Origin of the sequence: Pseudoalteromonas sp. PPB1 (assembly GCF_015356275.1) — a bacterium.
Lineage (GTDB): Bacteria > Pseudomonadota > Gammaproteobacteria > Enterobacterales > Alteromonadaceae > Pseudoalteromonas > Pseudoalteromonas rubra_D.
Window position 1 is genome coordinate 146,172 of record NZ_JACEQV010000006.1, and the last position, 24,860, is coordinate 171,031.

The following is a 24,860-nucleotide window of genomic DNA, read 5'->3' on the forward strand; positions in this document are numbered from 1 at the left end:
ACCTTAATGACAACACTGCTCTATGGTTTAGTCAGTACCTTGCTTTTCAACAGTTTTGGCCTGGTGTTTACCTGTGCCATGTTGCTAATAGTGCTGTTTAAGCTCGCTATTTACAAGAGCTTGGTTAAAGGGCCATCCGAAAAGATGATAAATCTATTGGCTTTTACCATTATTCTGGTGGTATTTGTCGCAATCGGTTTTTCTAATCTGGTGGAAATGTTCGTTTCATTATTATTAGGGGCATGTGCACTAAAAACCATACAGGCAAAAACAAAAAAACAAGCCATGTCAGTGCAGCTGCTCAACTTTTTTGTTTATCCTTGCTTTTTTATCTTCTCTCAGAATGTTCTGTCTTTACTATTCGTGCTTGCACTTCTGGTGATCAATCTGGCGCAAATGCTCTGGATTGAACATGAAATTGAATTACGCAGCGCAATCAGACAAGCGACAAAGCACCTGTTATTAGCACTCCCTCTGGCCGCAATCATGGTTGTGCTTCTGCCGAAAGTTTCTCCGTTTTGGCAGCTCCCCGGCGCGAAGAAAACGCAAACAGGGCTCTCTGAGGACATAGACCCGTTTGAAATATCAGAGTTATCTCGCTCAGACGAATTGGTATTCAGGGCAATTCTTCCTGACAACGCTCAGATGAAACCGCCTTTTTACTGGCGGACCTTAGTCCATGACAAGTTTGACGGTAAACGTTGGCGGATTTCAGCACATCATGACGTTCCCTTGCAAGCACCATATCGTGCGGTCGGTGAAAGCTATACAATCATCGCAAGGCCATCAGGAAAAACCTGGTTATACAACCTTGGTCAGGCTAAGTCAGTTACACGGGGTGTGAATACCAATCACTTTGGTACTTTGTTTATGCAAAACCACCTGAGTAGTAGTATGGAATATCAGGTGACGCCTATTCATGTTACAGGGGCAGGTATGGTCAACTGGCAGTACCGACTCAATACCGCTTTACCTGAAGAAATCAATCCGCTGGCCACGGCAATGGCAATACGATGGGATAACGCGACTGACAATACTGCGGACTTTATAGAGCAGATGAAACAGTATTTTATCGAACATAGATTTCGTTACTCACTTAAGCCCGCAAGGATAAGTGACCGAGATAGTATTGACACCTTCTTAACTGAGACGCGTGAAGGATTTTGTGGTCATTATGCTGCTAGTGCTGCCTTTATGTTACGCGCAGCTGGCATCCCTGCCCGACTTGTTTCAGGGTATCTTGGCGGAGAATATAATGAAGAGCGCGGATATTACAGTGTTTATCAATATGACGCGCATGCCTGGGTTGAGTATTATGTCCCTCAGCAAGGTTGGTATCGTTTGGATCCCACCGCTTGGGTAGCGCCGGACAGGCTGATCGGGTCTTTATCTGAATTAACAGAGCTGGAAGATGAATTTAAGGACAATCTTGGACTGAGTTTGATGACTTATTCCAATCTGGCGTTGGTAAATTGGGTCAGACTTCAGATTGAACAACTTGATTATCAATGGACTCGTTGGGTACTAAACTTTGATCATCAAAAACAGTCCAGATTATTGCGAGATTTATTTGGGCAGTATCACAGGGTATTACCAGCGCTTAGTGTATTTTTATTGCTAATAGCCATGTTTGTTGCTCGGTTTTGGTACCTGCAACGCAAGCAATTGGTTAAATTACCTGAGGCAGTCAGGCTTCATCATGCTATTTGCAAATTAGCAGGAAAAGAGTTACACAAACTGACGCCCTCACAGGCGCTTTTGACTTTGAAATCACAGTATCCTGGCTTGTCTCGGGAGCTGGAAGAATTTAACCAATATTTTATAAAATCAAGATTTTCCCAAGCGCAATTAACCAAAGCAGAGGCTACAAGGATGAAAGCGCTTGGCCGTTTAATAATAAAAAAGGCGAAAAAATAACATTATGAATGCTGTTATTATTGGTGTTTTGCTGATGCTCGGCCTGACACTATTTAGAGTGAACGTGATTGTCGCAATGACAATTAGTGCTATGGTTGCGGGTTTAAGTGCGGGTTTAGGTCTATCTGATACGCTGAATGCATTTAACTCCGGGTTATCTGGTGGTGCAGAGATTGCGCTCAGCTATGCGATGTTAGGCGCTTTTGCAGTCGCGATATCTAAGTCCGGCTTAACCCAAATCCTGGCAGATAAATTACTGTCTCTGGTTCATGGTAATCAGCAAAACTCAAGCCAGTTGCTAAGCATGCTCATTATGGTCATTATTTTGGGCTGCTCGGTTGCCTCACAAAACCTCATTCCCGTACACATTGCATTTATTCCAATTCTTATACCTCCATTGTTGGTGATATTCAATCAGCTAAATATCGATCGCCGTGCTATTGCATGTATTTTAACTTTCGGTTTAGCAACATCTTACATGGTCTTGCCATATGGTTTCGGAGGTATTTATTTATACTCCATTTTGCATAAAAACCTGGTTGATAACGGCCTTGAGATTGTCAATACACAAGTACCTTACGCAATGGTTATTCCAGCTTTGGGTATGCTGGCAGGTCTGATTGTTGCTGTGTTTGTGAGTTACCGGAAAAAGCGCAACTATAGTTACAACGAGTCGTCTCAGGCAAACGAGCTGACTGACAAACCTCGGCTGAATGATGCTGAAAAACGTAAAGTCATAGTGGCAGGCACCCTTGCGATTGTTTGTTCACTTCTTGCACAAAACGTCAGTGGCTCAATGATATTGGGTGGCCTTGTTGGAGTGATGATGTTCAGCCTGTTCGGAATTGTTAAATGGGATCAAAGCTCAGACGTCTTCAGTAAAGGTGTGGCCATGATGGCCATGATTGGTTTTATTATGATCTCGGCACAAGGTTTTGCTTCTGTTATGAAAGAAACTGGTGATGTAGCTAGTCTGGTAAGTGCCTGTGCTGAGTTTGTTGGAGAGAATAAACCGCTGGCAGCAGCTATGATCTTGCTGGTAGGCTTGTTGATTACCATGGGCATCGGTAGTTCTTTTTCGACGGTGCCAATCATAGCGACTCTGTTCGTTCCTTTATCTATGGAAGTCGGGTTTTCAGCAATGGCTACGGTTGCGCTCGTTGGCACGGCTGGTGCATTAGGAGACGCAGGGTCACCAGCTTCTGATTCTACATTGGGCCCAACTTCGGGTTTGAATGCAGATGGTCAACATGATCATATTTGGGATTCAGTGGTGCCTACATTTATTCATTTCAACATTCCCCTGTTAATCTTTGGCTGGATAGCTGCAATGGTGCTTTAGAACCGAAAAAAGTCGACCTAAGGTCGACTTTTTTGATCATAGTTTCAATTAAAACTGCACATAGGCTCTGTTGATATAACACTTGTCGCTTGTGCTATCATAGAAAAAACTCATGCTTTTATTAGACGCTGCAGCCATCAGAGCAAGTGAATAGATCTTATTTGCTCCTTCCATAGTCATACTATGTTTATTTACTTCAACATAGTGATATTTATGTGCCGAGTTAACTGTTTGAGAGCAATCTGGCGCATTAGTTTTAAAAGTTAGTACAAAGCCGCCTTGAGACGTTGGATATACAGTATGAAGTTTTGAAGTATGCCATTTTCCACTGGCCTGCGCGCCAAAACTGCTAATTGCAAGGGCACAGCTCAAAGATAGTAATATTTTTTTTATCATGAATTATCCTAAACTCTTATTATTTAGTTTTAATAATTGCAAAACAGTTATGTGGCACTGCTTTGCAGGTTAGGAGCAACCCGTAATTATGGGTTAGTCTCTTTTAAGGAACGAGATTGTACCCGAGAAAAATGAAAACTTATATAACTTCAGCAAGAAGGTTCACAATTCTGCAAGTAAGTCCGATAAAGGCACATCAAACGTGGTGCTGCATTGAACTCAGATTTACTCGAATAACATTCGATAAGTGAGGCTCCTGTACGTTTTGCTATTTTGATACTCGCCTTGTTATTTTCCAGGCAGTGAAATTCTACAGAATGTACTTGTCGAACGTTTTTAAGATAAGGCAAGATTACACCTAATATCCGACTGATTACCGCCTTACCCCTTGCCTTATCAATGAGCCAATAGCCTATTTCACAAGTACTCTGGGAGTTAGCTGGTTTAATCGCAAATACCCCGATAAAATGACCCCGTTTCATAATGGCAAAATATTCTGCGTTTAATAACTGAATCCGCTCTGCAATATAAGTTTCCGCATCCCGGATCTCTGTTAGCTTTTTCACCCACGGCAAGTATTTTTGTAAGCTTTCACGACTCGCTTCAACTGCATTAAACAATGTGCCAGCATGTTTAGTGTCTAACGGAGTGAGGTGTAGATGTGCTGAAATACGGTGTTCCATAACTCCCTTCTGGATAATATGCCTTACTGCACTTGGCTATTTGTTAATTTAAACCAATCAGTTGTCCCGATTATCTCCTTAAGTCTATTCTCTCATAAAACCTGTGAAAGATGTTTGGAATCAAGATCTAAAGAGTAAAGTTGAAGGTCCTCTGTTCTGGAGAATTTATTTAAACACCATCTCTCATGAAAAGATACTTATTAACCATAAACAAGTATGATGTGTTCTATTTAAAATAAAGGAGTCAAAAACTCCTGTTAGTTGTTATTATTTAAAAATTTTGAAATTGATTAGCTAAACCCATTTAGCATCTGATCACATACCACAGGTGTTGGTCTATGGTTGTCATCGACAGCAACAAACGTGAAGCTACCCGAGATCGCTAGGTGCTTATCGTCTTTATGCATGGTTTCTAGATAGATATGGACTTCGACTTTCAAGCTGGTATTACCTACATGCACTACATTAGCAACCAATTCTGCAAATGTACCGGCCGGGATTGCTTCTTTAAAGTCGACCCTGTCTGATGAAATGGTAACCAGAGGTTTGCGGCAAAAACGCGTCGCTGCGATGAAAGCAACCTCATCCATCCATGCCAGTGCATCACCACCAAACAGTGTATTGTGGTGGTTCGTCCGACCTGGAAATACAGTTTTGGTTACTGAGGTTTGCGAGTCTTTAATTCTTTGTGCAATTACTGCGTCTTTATCTGTTTGTGTCATTCTTTACTGCTTTTTGTTGCGAGTTTATCAATCATAAGAAGTTGAGGATCTAAACGTTCATTAAACCAATTAAAACGCCAATCCAAGTGTGGGCCAGTTACCCTGCCAGTGGCACCTATATCGGCAATATGGTCGCCCAGCTCAACTATTTGCCCGACTTCGACATGGAGTTTGTTGAGATGTATATAGGTAGAGGTAATGCCATATCCATGGTCAAGGATCAGCGTACCACCACTGTAGTAGAGATCCGGGTTAGCAAATACAACTTTTCCTGCTACGGGCGCAAGTACTGGCGTGCCCGTTTTATTAGCAATATCCAACCCAAAGTGAGGCCTTCTGGGTTGACCATTAAAATAACGTTGGCTGCCGTAGACTCCCGATATTCTGCCTTTTGCTGGCCTATAAACCGGGTCATCGAAATAAGATAAGGTGCTTAGTTTACTTCTAGCGGCACTAACTTGTGCACCTTCTTTGCGGATCCGAGCTAACACTTCCTTTGGCGGCGATACATACTTTTTCTCTACACCGGTAATACGGTCGATATCATAGTCACGCGCGGTGATCATCAAGTTTTTGGAGTGTGCTTTGCCGTTTTGGTCAACCCAACTTAGGGTATGCTCTGTATCAGCATCCCGGCCAAAGCCAAAAACAAATTTTCCATCAGGTGAGATAGCTAACTCTTTGTCGTTAAATCTGGCAGATTTTACGCCGGCCAACTCAGCAATCACCATACCACCCTGGGTCAGTGAGCCTTTCAGTTCAATAGTATGACCCGTACTTATATTCACTAACAAGCCAGCTAGTATAATGCCGGTCTTTTTCGCTCTAATCAGCCAATCAGGCATAAGCGATTGCTCCTTTTCCGACGCCTTCAAACGCCTTAACTTTAACTTTTCTGTCAGGATACTGAGCCTTGATCTCTCCGGCAAGATAGTCGGCTAAACACTCCACTGTACTGTCACATGGGATCAGATCACACCGAGCCTTACTGATAGCCAATTCAAAATAGCCCTGAGAAGCTGTGTAGGCAAATGCATAATCATCATCATGTGGTTTAATGTATTGCAAGTCACTCACATCGATAAGATCTTCCTGACTGCCCAGGTAGATATCCTGCCAACGCTCTGCCCACTCTTTTTGTAGACGTGGCATGCTGATATCATCAAGGTAAATGCCAATATCAGAACGGTGGCCATGAATGATACGCTGGCAATTTCCATCGTGTTTTTTCAAACCATGACTGTAGTGGTAATAGAAACTACGGCTCGGCTCAGGACGCAGTTCAATCTCCAAGTCTTTCACGTTGTCTGGCATTTTTGGCAAAATCTGTTGTTTAAGAAAAGCAATAACACTGGCTTCATTGATTTGCGCGCCTTCTACGATGCAAACAGCTTCGTCAGGTGCACTCATTGCAAGGTGATGCCCGCCAAACAAACCGTCAAAACTCACCCTACCGTCTTGTGATTCATAATTGCATGAAAGCTGGCTGGGAATAGCCAACTTATGATCAATCGTGTCATCTATAATGGCCTTGATCTGCTTCTTTACTTTGGCAAAGTCCAATACCATAGACTCTTCATTTAACTGGCCATGCAGTGTCATATCAACAATCCAGCTCTCGCCTACCGCGCCTCGTTTACCACACAAGTAAGAAAAATCAATTACCGTCAAGGCATCTACAAAAAGGATCATAAACTTCCGCTAACATTAAAAATGACTGTCTCAATTATAAAGATTTTTAAAGCAAAAATCGCCTTGAAAGGTCCTGAAACAAAGAAATAATCTAATCAAGGCCATTCTTTGAATGATTTTCATTCACTTTTGAGTATCCCAGTGTAAAGTAAGCCATAATTACGGCGTTATACTATAAAACCCACACTAGCTGATGCACAACGAACGACCTCGTGATTAAAAAACAGGCAGCCCGGTAAAGTTGGGTGAATGAAAATACATCACCTGACGGGTAAAGCGCTCATAGAGCAGGCAAATTTTAACTGTTCAGAGTTGTTTAGCGTACAAGTGTAAGCTAAAGTAGCGACAATTTAAGACTAAGACTGATGATTATGGAACCAAAAAATAGCTATACAAAAGAAGAACTGATCCTATGTGCTGAAGGCAAAATGTTTGGCGAGAACAACTGTCGTCTGCCAATCGATAACATGCTCATGATGGATCGTATCATCGAGATTAATGAAGATGGTGGCGAGTTTGGCAAAGGTCAGATCGTCGCTGAGCTAGATATTAACCCTGATCTATGGTTTTTTGACTGCCATTTCCGTGGCGACCCGGTAATGCCTGGTTGTTTAGGTCTGGATGCCATGTGGCAGATCGTTGGCTTCTTCCTTGGCTGGTCTGGTGGACCGGGCCTTGGCCGTGCTTTGGGTGTAGGTGAAGTTAAGTTCACAGGCCAGATCTTACCAACAGCTAAGAAAGTAACATATCGCGTAGACATGAAACGCGTTATCAAGCGTAAACTGTTTATGGGTCTTGCAGACGGCACAGTAGAAGTTGACGGCCGCGTTATATACGAAGCGAAAGATCTAAAAGTAGGCCTGTTCCAGGATACGAGTGCGTTTTAATCTATTTCAATCGCATTGATGTAAAAGCCCGTCTGAATTTGACGGGCTTTTATTATTTCACGGCACTTGCACCAGCCTCAATCCAAAACGATGCCCTTGATTTCGTTTTTGGAGTCACACGCAATGTACTGCATTCCATCAGCTAACAAAAAAGCCACTAAGTGACTTGTTTCTTTCTGCCACAAAGCAATCATGACGCTATTAAAGCCGTAGATAAAAAGCACGTTTTCACGATGTAAGGGACTGGTAAGCATAAATTTGGAAGGGAACCCGCTAGGTTTCACTCATACGCTGATAACAACAAAGGCCTGATTTACAGGCCTTTGTTTGTGAACACGACAAATGTCTTCAACTGTCATGTTTTTCTATGATTAGAATAACCTCGCCGACTTTGAAGCCCCATTTTATAATCTCAGTGCGGTTAAACAAGCGCTTTTCATTCACAAGATACATCCAGTCGTCCAGAGTAACTTCCAATGGGGAGCCCTGGTATTGGATCTCCAATTGGTAGCGCCAGTACAACGCTGAACCTGCTGTTTCACCCTGCGCCACGCCAATGACGTCCCCTGCGGTGCCTTTATAAAAATTATCGGCCGTTTTTTCCAGTTGCCAGATTCTGGTTGACTTTTCTCCGTCGTCAAATCGAAACCATTCTTTTAACTCGCCTTTGTTGCCCTCCCAGGTGCCTATCAGATCGGCTTCAAAACGTCGTGTGAGATTGCCGCTTCGGTCAAGGACAATACCATATGCGGTCAACTCTCCACTAAAAAACTGCTCCAGTGCCAGGTCCGGCTTTGTTTCGCTATAGTCAGCAATGGTTTTGCTGGTACAGCCACTGAGTGTAAAAATCAGCAGCAACGCCAAATATACTTTCATCTTGTTTTACCTTTTTCCAATGAGCTGCTCTCTCAGCTTTGGCTCTGTGGTTTTTTCTGATAGCCATATGGCCAAGAACGCAGGACCAAAAGCTTGGTCATTAATCGCACCGAGAAAGCTCGCAGACGTTTTCAGCTCGTCTTCTGACAAAGCACTTTTAACCTCTGCCCCCGGGTCAGGACGAAAATAAAAGCGGCTTTGCTTGTCACGGTCGACCACCAGAATAAGTTGGTTGCCCTTTTGTATGTTAGGCCAGAGTTGTACTAGTTGTCTCAGCCACTGCTCAGCGTTGTCCAGTTCCAGTTTTTGCTTTTGCCACTGTTCTCGCGTGGCATCAACCAGCTCCTGTGCTTCTATGTCGCGTTTGTAAGTTAAACTCAACACCTGTGGAAACTGGTCTGCCTGATATGCTTCTCCACCGGTATACAGTGCTGCTGAATAGACATCCCAAAACAGATAGCGTAAATCGGCCGTACCTCGTAGTTCTAAAGTAGACAATTGTGTTGCCGTCGAGGCACTTGCCTGTAATGGCGCGACTAAAGGTACTGAAAACATCGCTAACGCGACTAGCGTTTTGCACAATTCTTTAAACATGTTGTACTCCCAGGCGCTGTCCCATTCGACCGTTGAGGTGCACTACCAAAGGTAAAATGACGGCCCAAACAACAGCAAAAATTAAAAACACATTTGTCAGTGAGAGTGCACTGTTCAGAGCACCGAGCTTTATCCCACCGATATAACTGAGTGCGCCAAATACCGCACCAAGCGCACCCTGTATGCCAAAATGATAGCGACTCATCCAACTCAGACTATGGTTAAGCGTCAGCGTAAAATGACCCCAAAGTAGAGCAAGCCACAGAGGTAGTAATTGATAGCCGTCCGCAAAACTTATTACCCCAAAAAGTGAGAGCGATTGGTCGACAATCAACCCAAGCGGTAAAATCAACAAGCTCCGGGCGTCAGCTTTTCTGCTTGGTGAAAGGGCAAAATGCAGTAAAAACAAAAGCCCAACCAAAGGCACAGCCTGATCTGTGAATAAGGCGCACAACCACCACACAGATTGAAAGATTATGAGATTAATCAGCCAAAAATTGCGCATCATTCACCCCAATATGTCGTGGCTTACGAGCTACCAGGTGATGCGTGCTTATAACACGTTCTAAGAAAGCACCTTCACAGTACTGTAGATAAAACAGCCACAGACGTCGAAATCGCTCATCAAAACCAAAAGCACGGATCTGTTGCCAATTCTGCTCAAATTGCTCACGCCAACGCTTGAGTGTTTGTGCGTAATGCAGGCCGATGTCGTCTATGTCACGCACAACCATGTCTGTTTGAGTGGCGAGATGATCAGACATCACCGCTATGGATGGCAAACAGCCACCGGGAAATATGTAGCGTTGAATAAAGTCCACATTGTTTCTGTAGTGGTCATAGCGTTTATCTGCGATGGTGATGGCCTGTAATAGCATCAGGCCATTATCCTTCAGCAAGCTGCTACACTTTGCAAAAAAACCAGCCATGTAACTGTGTCCCACCGCTTCTATCATTTCGATAGACACCAGCTTATCGTACTTGCCTTCCAACAACCGATAATCCTGTTTTAACAAAGTGATTTGGCCCTCTAAACCAGCTGATTTAATTCGCTGCGCTGTAAACTCATGCTGAGCATCTGAGATCGTCGTGGTAGTCACTTTACAACCGTAATTTTGAGCTGCAAATAATGCCAATGCGCCCCACCCTGTACCAATCTCTAACAGGTGATCCCGCTCACTCAGCTCAAGTTTATCGCATATGATCTTGAGTTTATTATTTTGTGCTTGCTCAAGTGGCTGGTCGAGCGTGTCAAAGACCGCACTGGAATACATCATAGTAGGATCAAGAAACGACTGATATAAATCATTACTCAGGTCATAATGTGCCAGTATATTCTGTTTTGAGCCGGATTCACTGTTACGGTTGCCAAAATGAAAAACGCGGTTTTTGAGTGAAGCCAACCAAGACATCTTGCCTTCCAGCTCGTCCAGTTGTGACTGAGCACAAGCAAAGATGCGTATGACCTTCGTTAACTCGGAACTTCCCCATTTGCCATCGATAAATGCTTCGGCGGCGCCAATCCCACCGCCTTTCAATACGTCCAGATAAAAGCTAGGATCGGACACAAATATAGTGGCATAGATCCTGGGCTGCATCGCGCCTAACACAACCTTCTCACTTCCTTCGATGATTTCGAGACGATCATGCTCCAGATTTTCCAACAGCTTAAAGATAAATCCTCTGGCTTTATTGATCATTAAACTATGCCACCATGATGCCGTGGCAGGCTTGGGGATGGTTTGGCTATTTTGTTCCATGTATCACTTCGCTTTATTACAGTTAGAGTGAGTTTCGGGGTGCGGTATGAACGGCACACGCTTCACCCAAAGTTTTAAGGCCTGCCAGTAAATTGCCAGGCATATCTTCAATGTCATAGAGGGCACACACAACCCAAGACCAAGCAAGTTTCTCAACGAGAGCGGCTTTGACTTGAGCGCCATAGTGGCGTCAAAGAGTTTACTGTTCACCAAAGTCCCCTGTTGTTTATAGTCGTGGTCTGCCGTGGCATGATTTTCTATATGTAACAACAGTTGCCCGGGGCCATGTTCAGGGGGCGCCTTAACGCGCCAAAGATATTGCATGTCCAGTGACATAAACGGTGACACATGAAATGCCTTATCTGTTCTTTGCGACTCACTAATATCCACCAGATAGTAGTGTCGCTGATTCCATGGTGTGTTGCTCACCTCGGCCAGCATTAGGTTGCAGTTTCCCTGCGCATCGTAGCAGAAGTAAACATTGAGTGGACTAAAGTACAAACCCAAACAACGTCCCTGAACCAGCGCTTTGATACGCCCGCCCGGCCACTGCCCACCAAGCTCTATGACTTTGTTTTTTATACGTTGTTGTAATGTTCCGCGATCACCTTTGAGGTAGTCTTTTTGGCAAAAGCGAATTGGCCGATACCATTGTGGGCCAATTAAACCCTGACCGGCTTGGGTGAAAGCGTCGCTTTCAACATCCAGACAAAGCATATACAAGCGATACGAAAAACCATGATATACAGGTGCAAAGCGTCGATGTCTTACCTGACCAACATATAAAGGTGAGGTTTGCGTCGCATTATCACTCATTACAAATCGTCCAGACTAATACCGAATCTTGCAGCCACATCGACGGCGCTGCGTACACCATCTTCGTGAAAGCCGTTGTACCAATAGGCACCGGCAAAATGCGTTTGTGTCTTCCCGCAAATTTCCTTTCGACGTAGCTGCGCTGCCATACTTTGTGTATTAAATACAGGATGCGCATATTGATAGTGGCCGAGTACCTTGTCCTGCTCAATTTCCTGGTTCAGGGTGACACAGAATGTGCAGGGTGCTTCAATGCCCTGCAATATATTCATATTGTAGGTAACCGCCGCTGGCCGAGATTCGTTATTATCGAGCAAGTAATTCCAGGCAGCCCAGGCAAGGCGGCGTTTTGGCAATAATTGCGTGTCTGTATGCAGTATCACACTATTTTGAGCATAGGGAATTGCTGAAAGCACGCTCGTTTCATCGGAACTCGGGTCGCCAAGTAAACTAAGCGCCTGATCACTATGACACGCAAATACCACTTCATCGAATTCACGGACATCGTCTGCAAAGTGAAGCTGCACACGGCCATTTTCACGCGTGACTTTGGATATAGCGGCACTGAGATGAATATTGCCTTCAAGACCTCTTAATAGTGGGGCAATGTATTGTTTCGAGCCACCAGGGATCACATACCATTGCGGCCTGTCACTGATATTAAGCAAACCGTGATGATAGAAGAATCGCACAAAAAACTTCAGTTCAAACTCTTTCATTTTCTGTAGACTAGTAGACCAGATAGCTGCGCCCATCGGCAAAATGTAATGCTCTGCAAAAAAGTCGCTGAAGTTATTCGCTTCAAGAAAAGTGCCTAGCGTTTCCTGACTAGAAAAATTGTCGTCGGCATAGCGCTGTTTTGCTGATGTATTAAAACGCACAATCTCCCGAATGAGACGCCAGAATCGAGGTCGGAAGAGGTTACGTCTTTGTGCGAACAAGGTATTTAGGTCGTGACCATTGTACTCTAGGCCGGAGTCCTTGTTATGAACACTGAAACTCATTTCCGTCGGTTTCCCCTGGATCCCAAGCTTGTCCATCAGTTTGATGAAGTTTGGATAAGTTCTGTCGTTATACACTATAAAGCCAGTATCAACCTGATAGGTTTGCCCCTGATACTCTACTTCTTTTGTTGCGGTGTGCCCCCCAAGGCGATCTCTTTTTTCAAACAAGTGTACTTCGTGCCTGGTACTGAGCAATCTCGCACAGACCATACCTGAAACGCCACTGCCAATGACGGCTATTTTTTTCATCTTTTTATCCATTTTGCGGCAAGGCGGCGCCAGACGGTATGTGGCAACCAACCAAAGAATTTGAGCAGATAGGTAAACCTGCGTGGAAAGTGAATATCAAACTGCTTGTTCTCCACACCCCTAAAAATGCGTTCAGCAGCCTGTTCACTGGTAATTTGACAAGGCATCGGAAAATCATTCTTTTGCGTCAAGGGCGTATCCACAAAACCTGGGTGAACAACGCTTATCTGAATGCCACTGCCCAACAAATCTACATCCAGAGTTTTAGCCAGGTAAGTTAGGCCAGCTTTCGACGCACCATAAGCTTCTGCCCGAGGTAATGGCAAGTAGCTGGCTGATGAGCTGACAAACACTAAAAACGCACCTCGAGACAGTTTGCTAAGCCAGGCCTCTAGGCAATACCCAACTGAAATTAGATTGACGCTGATGATGCGTTCAAACAATTCAGAGTCAAAGTGACGTGCATCGTTTATGTACTCACAGCCTCCGGCATTGAGAATGATGCCGTCTAAAGGCGGCAAACGTTCAGCTAGGTCAAATATCGCTGCTTTATCACTTACATCGAAACACCAGTGACGGATATATTCTGACTCAGGTAACACAGATTCGAGTTTCTCTTTGCTACGGCCACAGACGTGAACTTTATATCCGGCTTCAAGATAACGCCTGGCCAGAGCCAGTCCTATTCCGGAACTTGCGCCAGTGATTAAAACTTCGGGCATGCCTGCGCTCCCTTGTTCGCCACAGCACCACTTTGCTCGCCAGACACGCGGCCTTTTAACCAACGTATCCCCATTCCCATTAGTGGAATGTGTTCATAGAGCAAACTACCTGCATCAAAATAATCCCGATGCATTATTACTTTACCGTCCTGAACTTTAAGGTAAGAGTGACCTTCAACGCTTATTTCCTGGCCTTTGCCAAGGCGATTGTGACGATAGCGCATAGTCCAGTACAAAGCGGCCTGATCGCCCTGCGACAAACTGTGATGAATATCAAACTGGCAGCTGATCACATTACTGTACATATCACTGAAGTATGTGCTTAGATTAGTTAGCCCATTGATCCCATGGAGCGGGTCGCTGAACTGAATCTCAGGATGATAGATCTCGTCCAATAAATGTAAGGTTTCTCTATCCAGCTTATTGTAAATCCTTACAAAATTGTCGAGCCAGTCTGGTTGTTCGGTCATTACTTTATCCTTTCTGTCACTATGTCCTGTAATACGTGTTCAAACCGGCATAAGATCAATCTGCCTCAGGTTCCTGTCATCATTTCACTGACTGACACAAAGGTAAGTAGCAGCTGTTCACTGTATATAGACGCTCTAGTTAGTACATTAGCAGATTTTTTGATAAAGCGCCTGAAATCAGTACCCTAGAAACGAAAAAAGCACAAAGGCTGGCTTTGTGCTCAAGTCGAAGGAGGAATTAAGTCAGACTTAATTCTGGGTTAGTAGATCAACTTACCAATGGGATTGAATAACTGGCTCAGGCCCTGGCTGAAGTGCAATGCATCGTCAGCTAAAGTAAAACACAAACACGATTCAGTGGCGACAGGCGAATGCTCGTGCTCACCATCAAGCATAATAAAATCCCCGGGCACATAGCTGTCCATTTCATCTTTAAACTCACCGGACAGGAGCAATGTTAGCTCAAATCCTTTATGTGTGTGCTGAGGAACACTCCCGCCCTTTTCAATGTGCAAAAGGCTTGCGTGTAATTTGCCATCGCCCAGATTCAGCCTCGACCGAGACAGCTTACCCAGTTTCAGCCACCCACTGAGGCCGACGTTATGTAAGCTGGAAGGCAGTACGAATTGCTCGCCTTTCACCTCGATCTCAAGGGGTGCAGGTGATGGCCTTTCATCAAACAGAGTATCCTCAGTGATCTGCGCGATGAGGTCATCCCAGTTGTCTTCACTCTGCGGCTCAAATTCTTCACCAATAAAACTGTGGGCACAGCTTGTTTCAAACTGATGTGCCAACCTCTGACACTGCGGGCACATATCTATGTGCATACTCACGGCTACGCTCAACGAAGCACACAGTTCTCCCTGAACATAAGATTGCAGGATTTGTTCGGATGGGTGGTATTTAATCATGATGCTCCCCCATGTGTGCCTTTAATTTACCTAATGCCAACCTGAGCCGAGACTTAACTGTGCCCAAAGGTATCCCCAGTTGATTTGCCAGCTCTTCCTGACTCAGTTCCTGGAAGTAAATGCCCTTAACGACATTTTTTTGTTCTTCAGGCAGCTTTTCTACGTACTCAACAAGCTGTCTATCGAGGAGGTGGTCAGAAAACTCGGCACTGTCATCACGCTCGTTGCTGTGTTGCTGCCAAATGTCTTCACTCAGATTGTCTTCGCGGTTAGTCTGCATTTTTCTCAGCATATCGAAAGACTGGTTACGAACCAAAGTGTATATCCACGTGGTTACAGCGCCCTTTTCAGAATTAAACAAATGTGCTTTTCGCCACACGTTTGCCATGCTTTCCTGCAAAAGCTCCTGCGCCTGACTTGCATCACCAAAACGTTGACGACCCAAATGCAATACTTTAGGTGCAAACCACTTGAATAAACAGGCAAACGCCTTTCTGTCCCTTTGGTTTGCAATACGATCCATCCAATCGCACAACTGCGCCTGTTGCTCAGCGCTGAGCAAACGTTGCTCCGATGTTTGTGTAGCAGCAACGTCTTTCATAACTGACCCCTGTGGCGTTTCGGTACTTTGCTGTCGGCTCTTTTCTATCATTAGCTCACATCCATAGATAATGGAAGTATAAAAACGGTTTTATTGCTTCTCGACCTATCATACGCCAGACCAAAGAAGTTAGATCACTAAGTCAGCGAATTTATCAGTCATCTTGTCCTGTTATAATGGTATCGAGAAATTTTAGCGCCTGAGGTAGAGTGTCTGGTTCACAAAATCCCTCTTTATGCTCTGGAGAAAAAGGTAAGACTTCCAGAAAACGTCCCGCCACCCAGGCTGCATCCTCAAATCTGGGCTCAGGGTAAAGTGCAGCCAATTCGAGGTTCTGATTAAAGATACGAGCCAGTTCGTCGCTAATATGCTGATACCTGGGCAGCAGTTCAGTCGTCGCCCAATGCGCTCTTGTAGTAAAACATGCCTGGCGCAATCCGTCGGATTCCATCCAAACCTCATCAATGTCCAATAATCCTTTAGATCTTACGTCTATCGTCAGAATATCATCTTCTGCTGAGCCAAAATCAATGATTTCGACCCAACTTGCCCATGGCGCAGTTTGATATTCAGTAGCAGACTTGTACAAGCCAATAGCAAAATGACGATCATCGCCAGCTTCTTTGACCATACGCAAGTATTTTTGCTCAAAAATCCGTAACCGGGTTACACCACCAGGTAGCAGGAATACAGGTAATGGAAAAAGTGCCATTTGCACGCTTTGGATCATAAAATAAGGCCAAACAGTTAAATCTGTCTGTCAATACGAGTGAGGTGGTAGCACGGATCAAACGAAATTCATGTAGCTATCGTGAGTACATTTTTTAATTTTTTACACGAGAAGCCATTAAAAAAGGGCCGTAAAGGCCCTTTACAACAAGTAAGAAACTAGCAAAATCGACGATTAGCGCATGGCCATCATCATTTTAGCCGGCTCCTCTAAGTAAGACTTCCACAAATTGTTAAATCTTGCAATGGTTCCGCCATCAATTACGCGGTGGTCACCAGACCAGCTGACTTGCATAATCGAGCGTGAGACCACATTGCCCTGCGCATCAAAACGTGGCAAATGCTGTAATTTACCTAACGCCACAATAGCAACTTCGGGTTTATTAATGATTGGGGTCGCTGTGGTGCCACCAATTGCACCGATATTCGAAATTGAAATCGTACCACCTTTAAGGTCATTTGGTGATACTCGCCCTTCGCGCGCTGCATCTGTTAACTGCGTTACTGCTTCAGCCACATCCACAATTGACTTATTCTGACATTGCTTAATGTTAGGAACTAGCAAGCCAAGCTTACTATCAACAGCCATACCTATATTGTGATCATCAAAATAAGTGATCTCTGTACAGTCATCATTGACCTGCGAATTAAGGATTGGAAACTCTTTAATTGCGAGAGACAGAGCTTTGATAAAGAATGGCATCATTGTCAGCTTTATACCTTGCTTTGCATACTGCTCTTTAAGAGACTTGCGCAGTGCAATCAGCTCTGTCAGATCAATTTCGTCACTGTAGGTAAAGTGTGGAATGGTAGAAACAGACGCGACCATTTGCTTAGCCATCGCGGCTTTCATACCTCGGATAGCCTCAACCCGGATTGTTCCTTCACTAACCGGCGCAGTCGCTGAAGGTTCAACTTGAGCCGGTGTTGCCAGAGCAACAGCCGTATTACCGCCTTGCGCAAAACGTTCCAGGTCTTCTTTGAACACTCGACCATTTTTGCCTGAGCCAGGTACCAGGGTAATATCGATGTCCATTTCACGGGCGCGGCGTCTGACTGCTGGAGATGCGACCGCTTTGCCATTCACTTTCGCTGACGCGGAAGGCTGTGCAGATGGTGCTTTACTCTCTTTCACTGGTTGTGGTTTATGTACGGCCAGTTCATCTTGTTTCGGGCTATGGTCAGCACCGAGGCGCATCTGAAATAGCGGGCTGTGAACCTGAGCAATATCGCCTTTCTGATAATATAGTTTTTCAACGACACCATCATACTTAGCCGGAATTTGAACCAGCGCTTTATCTGTCATTACATCACAAACAGCCTGATCTTCTTTAATCTCGTCGCCTTCTGAGACCAACCACTCTACGATCTCGCACTCAACAATTCCTTCACCAATGTCTGGCAATATAAAGTCTTCTAAATGCGCTGCTGATGTCGGGGCCACAGAATCACCGTCACTCACACTACTAACAGGTGCAGGCGCTTCGCCAGCAACATCCATAGCAAACAGTGGCTCATGCACTTTAGCAATATCACCCTTAGCATAATGTAACTGGGTGATCACACCATCATGCACGGCTGGGATCTGAACCAGTGCCTTATCTGTCATCACATCACAAATTGGCTGATCTTCTTTCACTTCATCACCGACATTAACTAGCCACTCGACCAGTTCACATTCGACGATCCCTTCGCCAATATCAGGTAAAATAAATTCTTTAGACATGACCCGTCCCTTAAAACTCTACTGACTTCTTAATTGCAGCGAATACTTTAAGTGCATCCGGTACATACTCTTTTTCCAGTGCCAGTGGATAAGGCGTATCCAGACCACAAACACGCTCAATGGGCGACTCCAGGTGCAAGAAACACTCTTTTTGGATCGTGGCTGCAATCTCAGCGCCAAATCCATTTGTGATCGGCGCTTCATGGCTGATAACCAGACGACCAGTTTTAGTCACAGACTTCGCAATGGTTTCAGCGTCCCACGGCAAAATGGAGCGCAGATCAATGATCTCACAGCTGATCCCGGCTTCTTCAGCCTTAGCAGCTGCTTGCTCAATGATTTCCATCTGGGCACCCCAGGCTAGCACGGTCACATCTTTACCTTCTTTGACCACTTCAGCTTTACCAATTTCGATGGTGTAATCGCCCTCAGGCACTTCACCTGTTGAGGCGCGGTACAGACGCTTAGGTTCAAAGAAAATCACTGGATTATCATCTTTGATACAGGCGCGCAGCAGGCCTTTTGCCTGATATGGGTTACGCGGCACGACCAGTTTCAGGCCTGGTGTATGAGCAAAATAAGCCTCAGGTGATTGTGAGTGATACAAACCACCCGCAATACCACCGCCGTAAGGTGTACGAATAGTCAGGTTACCCACATTAAACTCATTACCTGAACGATAGCGGAATTTTGCAGACTCGTTCACTATCTGGTCGAATGCAGGGAAGATATAATCAGCGAATTGGATTTCAGCGAGTGCAGGTGCGCCAAACGCAGCAAGGCCATTCGCAAAACCCAAAATACCCTGCTCTGTCAGCGGCGTATTAAACACACGATGTTTACCGTATTTTTCTTGTAAGCCGGAAGTAGCACGGAATACGCCACCAAAATAACCCACGTCTTCACCAAAAATACACGCCTGCGGGTGCTCTGCCATGGTAATGTCTAGCGCCGAGTTAATGGCGTGTAGCATGTTCATTTTAGCCATTATTTGATCCTCCCAGCCGTAATTGGATACGCGTCCGGATGCTGTTTAATATGTTCTTTTAATTCTTCGTATTGTTTTTGTAGTGCCGGAATTGGCGTATCGTAAACGTCTGAAACCAATTCTTCCAGTGCAGGTTTTTGTATTTTCTCAGCGACTTTCAGAGCAGCCAGGATCTCTTCACGGATCTTGTCTTTTTGTGCTTCATCTTCTTCTTCGTTCAACCAGCCTTGTTTCAGCAACCAGGCCTTGAAACGCGCCACCGGACAATTTGACTTGAATTCGGCTTCTTCATCTTTTGTACGATAACCAGAAGGATCATCAGATGTAGAGTGCGCACCGAGACGGTAAGCAATAGATTCAATCAGAACGGGTTCGCCGGTAGTCACCGCGATTTCCCGGGCCTTTTGTGTAGCAGCATACACTGCCAGAGTGTCTGCACCATCAACACGAATGGTTTTAATGCCATAACCGACACCACGAGACGCAATACCGTCACCTTTAAACTGCTCGTCAGCTGGGGTCGAGATAGCATAACCATTGTTACGCGCGAAAAATAGCACAGGCGCTTTGTGCACTGCGGCCATGTTTAAACCAGCATGGAAGTCGCCTTCTGACGCGGCGCCCTCACCGAAGTAACAGATGGTTACATTGTCAATCTCGCTGCTGAGCTCACCACTTTGTGCATCAATGTGCTTAAGCTTTTGACCATAGGCATAGCCCGTCGCTTGTGGGATCTGTGTGCCAAGTGGCGATGAAATGGTCAGGTAATGTAATTCATTTGAGCCATAGTGAACCGGCATCTGACGGCCTTTACCCAAATCTTTTTCGTTTGAGAAAAGCTGGTTCATAAACTGCTCAAGTGAGAATCCACGATAATGTAGCGCTGCTTGCTCTCGATACTGCGCCATAATCATATCTTCTTGCTTAAGCGCAGCCGCACTGGCCGTAATCGCGGCCTCTTCTCCTAAACATTGCATGTAGAAGCTAATCCGGCCCTGACGCTGTGCCGCCTGCATACGCTCATCTAACAAGCGGATAAAGCGCATGGTTGAGTAAATTCGCAGCGCCGTCTCTTTATCTAAGTCAGGTGCAGTGGCGCCATCTAAAATGTCACCGTCTTCGCTGAGTATCTTCAGCGTCGGGATGTTAAGCGCATGGCCATCGATAAATTCGAGCGCATGGCTGATATTCAACGATATGTTATTGGGGTTAGTCATAACCTACCTTCTCTTGTTGTCATAACTAATTTGCAACGCCAAAGCCGCTTAAAATGGGCCGGATCCGCGATTAGAGATTTGAATAATTAGTGCGGTAAATGCAAATTAATTAAATTAAAGCTTTTGCCACTTTACGTTAACGTAAACGTTATTCAACTAATCCTAGATGAATAACCGTTAATTTGCACATTTTGATCTGGAAAGTTTTTGATACGCTTTAATAAGCGCTTTACTTACATAGGGTTATACAAAGTTTTCGTCGACTTCGAGCGGCACAACTGTTAATAATGCACGTTGACCCAACGCAACTTTAGCATTCGGGAAAATGATTGCTTCACCCTCAACCTCTGCAAAATAATCCGTATCACCATCTGTCGCAAGCAACTCCCCCTTAGCAAAACCGGTGAAATTTACCGCAGAATCAGGGAATGGGAATGAAAACGCATCGCAAGTTCTGTTAATCGTGCGGTGGACCTGGAATAACTCGAAGTCCTCTGCATTAAATTCATCATATTCAACACTTTCTTGACTAATTAATGCTTTCAAGGTTTGTTTTACTGCACTAAAGCGTGACATGTCATTTTGTCCAAAAGGCTTGACCTGTCCCAGTTCCACAGTAAAGGCATCAGCCCCGAATTGAAATGACGAAAAATAACTGAATGTCGTGGCTGCTGAGCGCATCATTAATATGGTATTGACGCCACAGGCCAACATGAATTGAAGCTGTGATTTCTTCCAGGGTTTTCCATGCAAGAATGGATAAACTGCGAACTTTTCATTTTTTGAACCACGAATCGCGGTATGCAGGTCATAATGACAGCGATAGCGCCCTTCTGGCACGCTGGTGAAAAAGTCACTTACATAGCTTTCGAGTTTCGAAGCACGGATCTGCTCCGGGTTATCTGTGCGGTTCTCGTGGGCACCATTAAACAGGCGATTGAGGTTTTCATCGACAAAACGTTCAGCAATATTGATGGATTTTGGGTTACCAAATATAAACAAAACACGATGAGCCAGTTCAATTCGCTCCAGAATGACATCCTGAATAAACGCATCGCATATTTCGATTGGGGCAGTTTCGTTACCATGGACTGCACTGGACAGAACAATGTCTTTATCGCCATAAGTGGCAGGTGTGAACTGGATCACGCCGGTATCTTTTACTTCAACCAAAGTGCCGTTGCTTAGCGTAAATTGCTCAGCGGCAAGGGAAAACTCATTATTACGAGTTAAAGTCAGGAAGTCTCCAGTTTGTTTTAACGTATCAAGGTACATACGAACATCACCTTTTGTGAGAGAAATGAGAGTAGCCGGGAAGCCATACTTCCACAACTAAGATAGTAGGTATAAAAAAGGCCATCACTTATGTATGGCCTTGTCTATAATTTTAATTAGCAGATCACGCCATCCACCAATGCCTTGGCCGCCTGTTCCAGCTCTGCGAGGTGCGCTTCGCCTTTAAACGACTCAAGGTAGATTTTATAAATGTCTTCTGTTCCTGAAGGGCGTGCAGCGAACCAACCCGATTCAGTGACAACTTTCAACCCGCCAATGGCCGCGCCGTTGCCCGGCGCGTCAGTTAAAATATCTGTAATCGCATCACCTGCGAGCGTGCTTGCCGTAACGTCTTGCGGGCTAAGTGCTTTCAATCTGGCTTTTTGCTCAGGCGTGGCTGGTGCATCAATGCGTTTATAAACCGGTGCGCCGTACTGCGCTTCAAGTTCACGATAATATTGAGACGGCGTTTTACCTGTAACAGCCAGGATTTCCGCAGCCAACAAGCCAAGAATAAAACCGTCTTTATCCGTGTTCCAGACTTCACCATTCAACCGCAAGAAAGAGGCACCAGCACTTTCTTCACCACCAAATGCCAACCACTGCTCACTCAGGCCTTCGACAAACCACTTAAAGCCAACCGGCACCTCGTATACTTCACGCTGGTTGCCTTTGACCACTTTGTCGATCATTGCGCTAGATACCAACGTCTTACCGATTTTGATATCACTACGCCAGCCTCGGTGCTTAAGTAAGTAATCAATAGATACCGCCAGGAAATGATTTGGGTTCATCAACCCGTCTTTCGTGACGATGCCATGGCGGTCATAATCCGGATCATTACCAATGCCAATGTCATAGTCGTCTTTGATGTCTACCAAGTTAGCCATTGCAAATGGCGAGGAGCAATCCATACGGATTTTTCCATCTTTGTCCAACGGCATAAAAGCAAAACGCGGGTCAACCTGCTCATTGACAACGGTTAGGTCCAGTCCATATTGTTCGGCAATGACCGGCCAGAAATTAATGCCAGAACCGCCTAAAGGATCAACACCAATGCGCACACCCGCTTTGGCGATAGCATCCAAATCAACAATATTTGCCAGGTCTTCAACATAAGGTGTGATCAAATCGACGTATTTTACAAAACCTGACCGGCTTGCTTTAGCAAACGGAAACAGTTCCACTTCAACTAAATCTTCAGTCAGTAACTGGTTGGCACGATCTTCTATCCACTTAGTTACATCTGTGTCGGCTGGACCACCATTAGGTGGATTATACTTAAAGCCACCATCTTCAGGTGGATTATGTGATGGTGTCACGACAATGCCATCGGCTAGTTCATGCGGATGCGTCTGGTTATGGCATACAATGGCATGACTGATCACAGGGGTTGGCGTGAAATCGTCGTTTTCCTGTGTCACTACGTGGACTTCATTGGCAACCAGCACTTCAATGGCAGAGTTAAACGCTGCTTCCGATAAAGCATGGGTATCTTTGCCCAAAAATAACGGACCAAAAATGTTGTTCGCTTTTCTGTAATCACAGATAGCCTGGGTAATGGCCAGAATGTGAGATTCATTGAATTTCACATTGTACGAACAGCCTCTGTGACCTGACGTACCAAAAGCAACGCACTGCTCCGGATTTTGCTCAAGATCAGGCTCATTCAAATAGTAAGCCGATACCAGTTTGGGAATATTCGCCAGCTGACTTAATGGTGCTGGTTTGCCTGCATTGGGGTGATTTGCCATCACATTTCCTTATAGGTAGTCTCGGATAGTTTCTGCATGTTGCGCCGAATAACCAAGTATGAGCGCAACTTCATGCAACATCATTTTCTTGCGTGTCGTGTTTGAGTTTGTCATGACCCAATACTGACTGTCCGCGATGTTTTTCGGGTTTGTACTACTACCGCTTTCGAGCAGCGCAGCTTTGCTGGTCGAAAAATAAATGCGATCTCGCCCTTTGATCTCCAACACTTTGTGGAAATCTGCTTTGTGGCTACGATGAAACGCCGCCAGAATAAACAAGAAGCGCCCTACTACGCCTTTTTGCATAGCCAGCTCTTCTTTATTGAGAATATCAAATACGTTACCTGAAGTTTCATTTGAAACCACGGTTTGCTGCGGCTCAACTTCTGGTTCCGCAGCGGGCTCTGCTGCTTGTACGGGCTCCTCAGCCGGCTGTGCTACTGAGTTCAGGTTTAATAAACGACGCAGGATCTGGGAAGCGCTTTCACCAATACTTTGCGTGTTACTGGCAATGTACTGATATAGCTCGTCATCTATTTCTATTTTTTTCATGCTTGTCCTGTCATTTTATACATCTACTGCATCTCCACGGGATTATATCTAAATTTAACTTATTCCTCTACGGCTATGATTTTGCTTTCAACACTGGCAAACTATGCGCCGTATCCGGAGGTATTATGTTGCTTAACTACAAATTATCGGGACAGCCACTAGGCAGTGCCGAGCCTGTTGTGTTACTTCACGGCCTGTTTGGCTCGCTGGAGAACCTAAATATTATAGCCCGCGCACTAAGTGAATCATTTACTGTAATTAACCTGGACTTGCGCAATCATGGCCAGTCGTTTAAGAGCGACGTGATGGATTACACCAGTATGGCTCAAGACGTCATTGCCTTGCTTGAACACCTGAAAATTAATCAAGCACATCTGGTCGGTCATTCCATGGGTGGCAAAGTAGCAATGCAAGTTGCCATGCTTGACGAAAGTAAAATCAAAAAATTGGTTGTCCTTGACATCGCCCCGGTGGATTACCACCCTCGCCATGACACCATTATTCGTGCCTTAAATGCAGTTGCATCGGCTGACGTTACGAGTCGCAGTGAAGCCGATACGATTATGCAAAACTACATAGAAGAGCAAGGTGTACGTGGATTTCTGCTTAAGAGCCTGGCTAAAAACGATCAAGATCAACTTGAGTGGCGTTTTAACCTCAGCGTCATAGAAGCTAATTACACTAAGATCATTTCAAATATTAATGCAACTCATTCTTGTTTGTGTGATACGCTGTTCCTGAAAGGAAACAACTCAGATTATATTGAGGCCCAGCACAGAGACGCCATTATGCAGTCTTTTAGCAACGCCAGAGCAAAAATCATCCAAGGTGCCGGGCATTGGCTGCACGCAGAAAAACCGCAGGCCGTCAATCGTTCAATTATTGATTTTATTCAATAATTACCGCAGTTTTTTCGCTGCAAACTTAATTTATCGGTTATAGGTATGGTATAGTAGCCGCCGTTTATATTTTGAGTA

General features: G+C 44.8%; 26 protein-coding genes. 4 read left to right on the forward strand and 22 right to left on the reverse strand.

The features are described from left to right. Positions 1 to 6 precede the first annotated feature (6 nt). On the forward strand, positions 7 to 1,917 hold the full coding sequence (locus tag IY568_RS08240; protein ID WP_194867273.1) for a transglutaminaseTgpA domain-containing protein: 1,911 nt from the start codon (positions 7 to 9) through the stop codon (positions 1,915 to 1,917). Positions 1,918 to 1,921: 4 nt separating this feature from the next. Further along, positions 1,922 to 3,259, forward strand: coding sequence for a Na+/H+ antiporter family protein (locus tag IY568_RS08245; RefSeq protein ID WP_194867274.1), 1,338 nt, complete (start codon positions 1,922 to 1,924; stop codon positions 3,257 to 3,259). A gap of 48 nt (positions 3,260 to 3,307) precedes the next feature. Here IY568_RS08245 and IY568_RS08250 read toward each other — a convergent pair whose 3' ends face one another. From IY568_RS08250 to IY568_RS08270, 5 genes are all read right to left on the reverse strand, one after another. Continuing rightward, positions 3,308 to 3,655, reverse strand: a complete 348-nt coding sequence (locus IY568_RS08250; RefSeq protein WP_125559517.1) for a response regulator receiver protein — start codon at positions 3,653 to 3,655, stop codon at positions 3,308 to 3,310. Between the two features lie 149 nt (positions 3,656 to 3,804). After that, a complete protein-coding gene (locus IY568_RS08255; RefSeq protein ID WP_194867275.1) occupies positions 3,805 to 4,338 on the reverse strand; it encodes a GNAT family N-acetyltransferase in 534 nt (177 codons plus the stop codon). Between the two features lie 290 nt (positions 4,339 to 4,628). Then, on the reverse strand, positions 4,629 to 5,060 hold the full coding sequence (locus IY568_RS08260) for an acyl-CoA thioesterase (RefSeq protein ID WP_046004424.1): 432 nt from the start codon (positions 5,058 to 5,060) through the stop codon (positions 4,629 to 4,631). Beyond that, entirely contained in the window at positions 5,057 to 5,905 is an 849-nt protein-coding gene (locus tag IY568_RS08265) for a M23 family metallopeptidase (RefSeq protein WP_194867276.1), read from the reverse strand. The genes IY568_RS08260 and IY568_RS08265 overlap by 4 nt, the downstream gene beginning before the upstream one ends. After that, positions 5,898 to 6,752, reverse strand: coding sequence for a 6-carboxytetrahydropterin synthase (locus tag IY568_RS08270; RefSeq protein ID WP_125559511.1), 855 nt, complete (start codon positions 6,750 to 6,752; stop codon positions 5,898 to 5,900). The genes IY568_RS08265 and IY568_RS08270 overlap by 8 nt, the downstream gene beginning before the upstream one ends. 371 nt (positions 6,753 to 7,123) lie before the next feature. Between IY568_RS08270 and fabA the strand changes: the two genes are divergently transcribed. Next, entirely contained in the window at positions 7,124 to 7,639 is a 516-nt protein-coding gene (gene fabA / locus IY568_RS08275; RefSeq protein ID WP_010384707.1) for a bifunctional 3-hydroxydecanoyl-ACP dehydratase/trans-2-decenoyl-ACP isomerase, read from the forward strand. A 348-nt stretch (positions 7,640 to 7,987) separates the two neighbouring features. Here the strand turns inward: fabA and IY568_RS08280 are convergent, their stop codons facing one another. From IY568_RS08280 to seqA, 17 genes are all read right to left on the reverse strand, one after another. Beyond that, positions 7,988 to 8,515 (reverse strand): DUF3833 domain-containing protein, encoded by a 528-nt coding sequence (locus tag IY568_RS08280; protein ID WP_194867277.1) that lies wholly within the window; start codon positions 8,513 to 8,515, stop codon positions 7,988 to 7,990. 6 nt (positions 8,516 to 8,521) lie between these two features. After that, positions 8,522 to 9,109 (reverse strand): chalcone isomerase family protein, encoded by a 588-nt coding sequence (locus IY568_RS08285; protein ID WP_194867278.1) that lies wholly within the window; start codon positions 9,107 to 9,109, stop codon positions 8,522 to 8,524. Continuing rightward, positions 9,102 to 9,617: a DUF2878 domain-containing protein gene (locus tag IY568_RS08290; RefSeq protein ID WP_194867279.1), complete on the reverse strand. Its 516-nt coding sequence runs from the start codon at positions 9,615 to 9,617 to the stop codon at positions 9,102 to 9,104. The genes IY568_RS08285 and IY568_RS08290 overlap by 8 nt, the downstream gene beginning before the upstream one ends. Beyond that, positions 9,592 to 10,869: an SAM-dependent methyltransferase gene (locus IY568_RS08295; protein WP_194867280.1), complete on the reverse strand. Its 1,278-nt coding sequence runs from the start codon at positions 10,867 to 10,869 to the stop codon at positions 9,592 to 9,594. The genes IY568_RS08290 and IY568_RS08295 overlap by 26 nt, the downstream gene beginning before the upstream one ends. Before the next feature lie 3 nt (positions 10,870 to 10,872). Further along, positions 10,873 to 11,685, reverse strand: a complete 813-nt coding sequence (locus tag IY568_RS08300; RefSeq protein WP_194867281.1) for a DUF1365 domain-containing protein — start codon at positions 11,683 to 11,685, stop codon at positions 10,873 to 10,875. Continuing rightward, the gene (locus IY568_RS08305; RefSeq protein ID WP_194867282.1) at positions 11,685 to 12,938 is read right to left on the reverse strand and encodes an NAD(P)/FAD-dependent oxidoreductase; all 1,254 of its coding nucleotides are present in this window, start codon (positions 12,936 to 12,938) and stop codon (positions 11,685 to 11,687) included. Before IY568_RS08305 ends, IY568_RS08300 begins: the two co-directional genes overlap by 1 nt. Then, positions 12,935 to 13,660, reverse strand: coding sequence for an SDR family NAD(P)-dependent oxidoreductase (locus IY568_RS08310; protein ID WP_194867283.1), 726 nt, complete (start codon positions 13,658 to 13,660; stop codon positions 12,935 to 12,937). Before IY568_RS08310 ends, IY568_RS08305 begins: the two co-directional genes overlap by 4 nt. Next, positions 13,645 to 14,130 carry a nuclear transport factor 2 family protein gene (locus tag IY568_RS08315; RefSeq protein ID WP_194867284.1) on the reverse strand — a complete coding sequence of 162 codons (486 nt, stop codon included), beginning with the start codon at positions 14,128 to 14,130 and terminating at the stop codon, positions 13,645 to 13,647. The genes IY568_RS08310 and IY568_RS08315 overlap by 16 nt, the downstream gene beginning before the upstream one ends. Before the next feature lie 260 nt (positions 14,131 to 14,390). Beyond that, on the reverse strand, positions 14,391 to 15,041 hold the full coding sequence (locus IY568_RS08320) for a ChrR family anti-sigma-E factor (RefSeq protein WP_194867285.1): 651 nt from the start codon (positions 15,039 to 15,041) through the stop codon (positions 14,391 to 14,393). Next, entirely contained in the window at positions 15,034 to 15,693 is a 660-nt protein-coding gene (locus tag IY568_RS08325; protein ID WP_010384719.1) for a sigma-70 family RNA polymerase sigma factor, read from the reverse strand. Before IY568_RS08325 ends, IY568_RS08320 begins: the two co-directional genes overlap by 8 nt. Before the next feature lie 103 nt (positions 15,694 to 15,796). Further along, entirely contained in the window at positions 15,797 to 16,354 is a 558-nt protein-coding gene (locus tag IY568_RS08330; RefSeq protein WP_194867286.1) for an LON peptidase substrate-binding domain-containing protein, read from the reverse strand. 192 nt (positions 16,355 to 16,546) lie between these two features. Continuing rightward, positions 16,547 to 18,097: a dihydrolipoyllysine-residue acetyltransferase gene (locus tag IY568_RS08335; protein ID WP_194867287.1), complete on the reverse strand. Its 1,551-nt coding sequence runs from the start codon at positions 18,095 to 18,097 to the stop codon at positions 16,547 to 16,549. A 10-nt stretch (positions 18,098 to 18,107) separates the two neighbouring features. Beyond that, entirely contained in the window at positions 18,108 to 19,085 is a 978-nt protein-coding gene (locus tag IY568_RS08340; protein WP_010384723.1) for an alpha-ketoacid dehydrogenase subunit beta, read from the reverse strand. Next, complete coding sequence (locus IY568_RS08345) at positions 19,085 to 20,302, reverse strand: thiamine pyrophosphate-dependent dehydrogenase E1 component subunit alpha (RefSeq protein ID WP_010384724.1); 1,218 nt, start codon at positions 20,300 to 20,302, stop codon at positions 19,085 to 19,087. The genes IY568_RS08340 and IY568_RS08345 overlap by 1 nt, the downstream gene beginning before the upstream one ends. 243 nt (positions 20,303 to 20,545) lie before the next feature. Next, positions 20,546 to 21,577: a succinylglutamate desuccinylase gene (gene astE, locus IY568_RS08350; RefSeq protein WP_125559483.1), complete on the reverse strand. Its 1,032-nt coding sequence runs from the start codon at positions 21,575 to 21,577 to the stop codon at positions 20,546 to 20,548. A 116-nt stretch (positions 21,578 to 21,693) separates the two neighbouring features. Beyond that, positions 21,694 to 23,331, reverse strand: coding sequence for a phosphoglucomutase (alpha-D-glucose-1,6-bisphosphate-dependent) (gene pgm / locus IY568_RS08355; RefSeq protein WP_194867288.1), 1,638 nt, complete (start codon positions 23,329 to 23,331; stop codon positions 21,694 to 21,696). 9 nt (positions 23,332 to 23,340) lie between these two features. Then, on the reverse strand, positions 23,341 to 23,883 hold the full coding sequence (seqA, locus tag IY568_RS08360; RefSeq protein WP_194867289.1) for a replication initiation negative regulator SeqA: 543 nt from the start codon (positions 23,881 to 23,883) through the stop codon (positions 23,341 to 23,343). A 125-nt stretch (positions 23,884 to 24,008) separates the two neighbouring features. On the opposite strand from seqA, the gene IY568_RS08365 reads away from it, so the two are divergent. Next, positions 24,009 to 24,782, forward strand: a complete 774-nt coding sequence (locus tag IY568_RS08365) for an alpha/beta fold hydrolase (RefSeq protein WP_125559477.1) — start codon at positions 24,009 to 24,011, stop codon at positions 24,780 to 24,782. Positions 24,783 to 24,860 lie beyond the last annotated feature (78 nt).

Bases quoted from the DNA above. Each gene is read 5' to 3' on its own strand.
- IY568_RS08240 (WP_194867273.1), top strand. From the start codon at position 7: ATGACAACACTGCTCTATGGTTTAGTCAGTACCTTGCTTTTCAACAGT.
- IY568_RS08245 (WP_194867274.1), top strand. From the start codon at position 1,922: ATGAATGCTGTTATTATTGGTGTTTTGCTGATGCTCGGCCTGACACTA.
- IY568_RS08250 (WP_125559517.1), bottom strand. From the start codon at position 3,655: ATGATAAAAAAAATATTACTATCTTTGAGCTGTGCCCTTGCAATTAGC.
- IY568_RS08255 (WP_194867275.1), bottom strand. From the start codon at position 4,338: ATGGAACACCGTATTTCAGCACATCTACACCTCACTCCGTTAGACACT.
- IY568_RS08260 (WP_046004424.1), bottom strand. From the start codon at position 5,060: ATGACACAAACAGATAAAGACGCAGTAATTGCACAAAGAATTAAAGAC.
- IY568_RS08265 (WP_194867276.1), bottom strand. From the start codon at position 5,905: ATGCCTGATTGGCTGATTAGAGCGAAAAAGACCGGCATTATACTAGCT.
- IY568_RS08270 (WP_125559511.1), bottom strand. From the start codon at position 6,752: ATGATCCTTTTTGTAGATGCCTTGACGGTAATTGATTTTTCTTACTTG.
- fabA (WP_010384707.1), top strand. From the start codon at position 7,124: ATGGAACCAAAAAATAGCTATACAAAAGAAGAACTGATCCTATGTGCT.
- IY568_RS08280 (WP_194867277.1), bottom strand. From the start codon at position 8,515: ATGAAAGTATATTTGGCGTTGCTGCTGATTTTTACACTCAGTGGCTGT.
- IY568_RS08285 (WP_194867278.1), bottom strand. From the start codon at position 9,109: ATGTTTAAAGAATTGTGCAAAACGCTAGTCGCGTTAGCGATGTTTTCA.
- IY568_RS08290 (WP_194867279.1), bottom strand. From the start codon at position 9,617: ATGATGCGCAATTTTTGGCTGATTAATCTCATAATCTTTCAATCTGTG.
- IY568_RS08295 (WP_194867280.1), bottom strand. From the start codon at position 10,869: ATGGAACAAAATAGCCAAACCATCCCCAAGCCTGCCACGGCATCATGG.
- IY568_RS08300 (WP_194867281.1), bottom strand. From the start codon at position 11,685: ATGAGTGATAATGCGACGCAAACCTCACCTTTATATGTTGGTCAGGTA.
- IY568_RS08305 (WP_194867282.1), bottom strand. From the start codon at position 12,938: ATGAAAAAAATAGCCGTCATTGGCAGTGGCGTTTCAGGTATGGTCTGT.
- IY568_RS08310 (WP_194867283.1), bottom strand. From the start codon at position 13,660: ATGCCCGAAGTTTTAATCACTGGCGCAAGTTCCGGAATAGGACTGGCT.
- IY568_RS08315 (WP_194867284.1), bottom strand. From the start codon at position 14,130: ATGACCGAACAACCAGACTGGCTCGACAATTTTGTAAGGATTTACAAT.
- IY568_RS08320 (WP_194867285.1), bottom strand. From the start codon at position 15,041: ATGATTAAATACCACCCATCCGAACAAATCCTGCAATCTTATGTTCAG.
- IY568_RS08325 (WP_010384719.1), bottom strand. From the start codon at position 15,693: ATGATAGAAAAGAGCCGACAGCAAAGTACCGAAACGCCACAGGGGTCA.
- IY568_RS08330 (WP_194867286.1), bottom strand. From the start codon at position 16,354: ATGGCACTTTTTCCATTACCTGTATTCCTGCTACCTGGTGGTGTAACC.
- IY568_RS08335 (WP_194867287.1), bottom strand. From the start codon at position 18,097: ATGTCTAAAGAATTTATTTTACCTGATATTGGCGAAGGGATCGTCGAA.
- IY568_RS08340 (WP_010384723.1), bottom strand. From the start codon at position 19,085: ATGGCTAAAATGAACATGCTACACGCCATTAACTCGGCGCTAGACATT.
- IY568_RS08345 (WP_010384724.1), bottom strand. From the start codon at position 20,302: ATGACTAACCCCAATAACATATCGTTGAATATCAGCCATGCGCTCGAA.
- astE (WP_125559483.1), bottom strand. From the start codon at position 21,577: ATGTACCTTGATACGTTAAAACAAACTGGAGACTTCCTGACTTTAACT.
- pgm (WP_194867288.1), bottom strand. From the start codon at position 23,331: ATGGCAAATCACCCCAATGCAGGCAAACCAGCACCATTAAGTCAGCTG.
- seqA (WP_194867289.1), bottom strand. From the start codon at position 23,883: ATGAAAAAAATAGAAATAGATGACGAGCTATATCAGTACATTGCCAGT.
- IY568_RS08365 (WP_125559477.1), top strand. From the start codon at position 24,009: ATGTTGCTTAACTACAAATTATCGGGACAGCCACTAGGCAGTGCCGAG.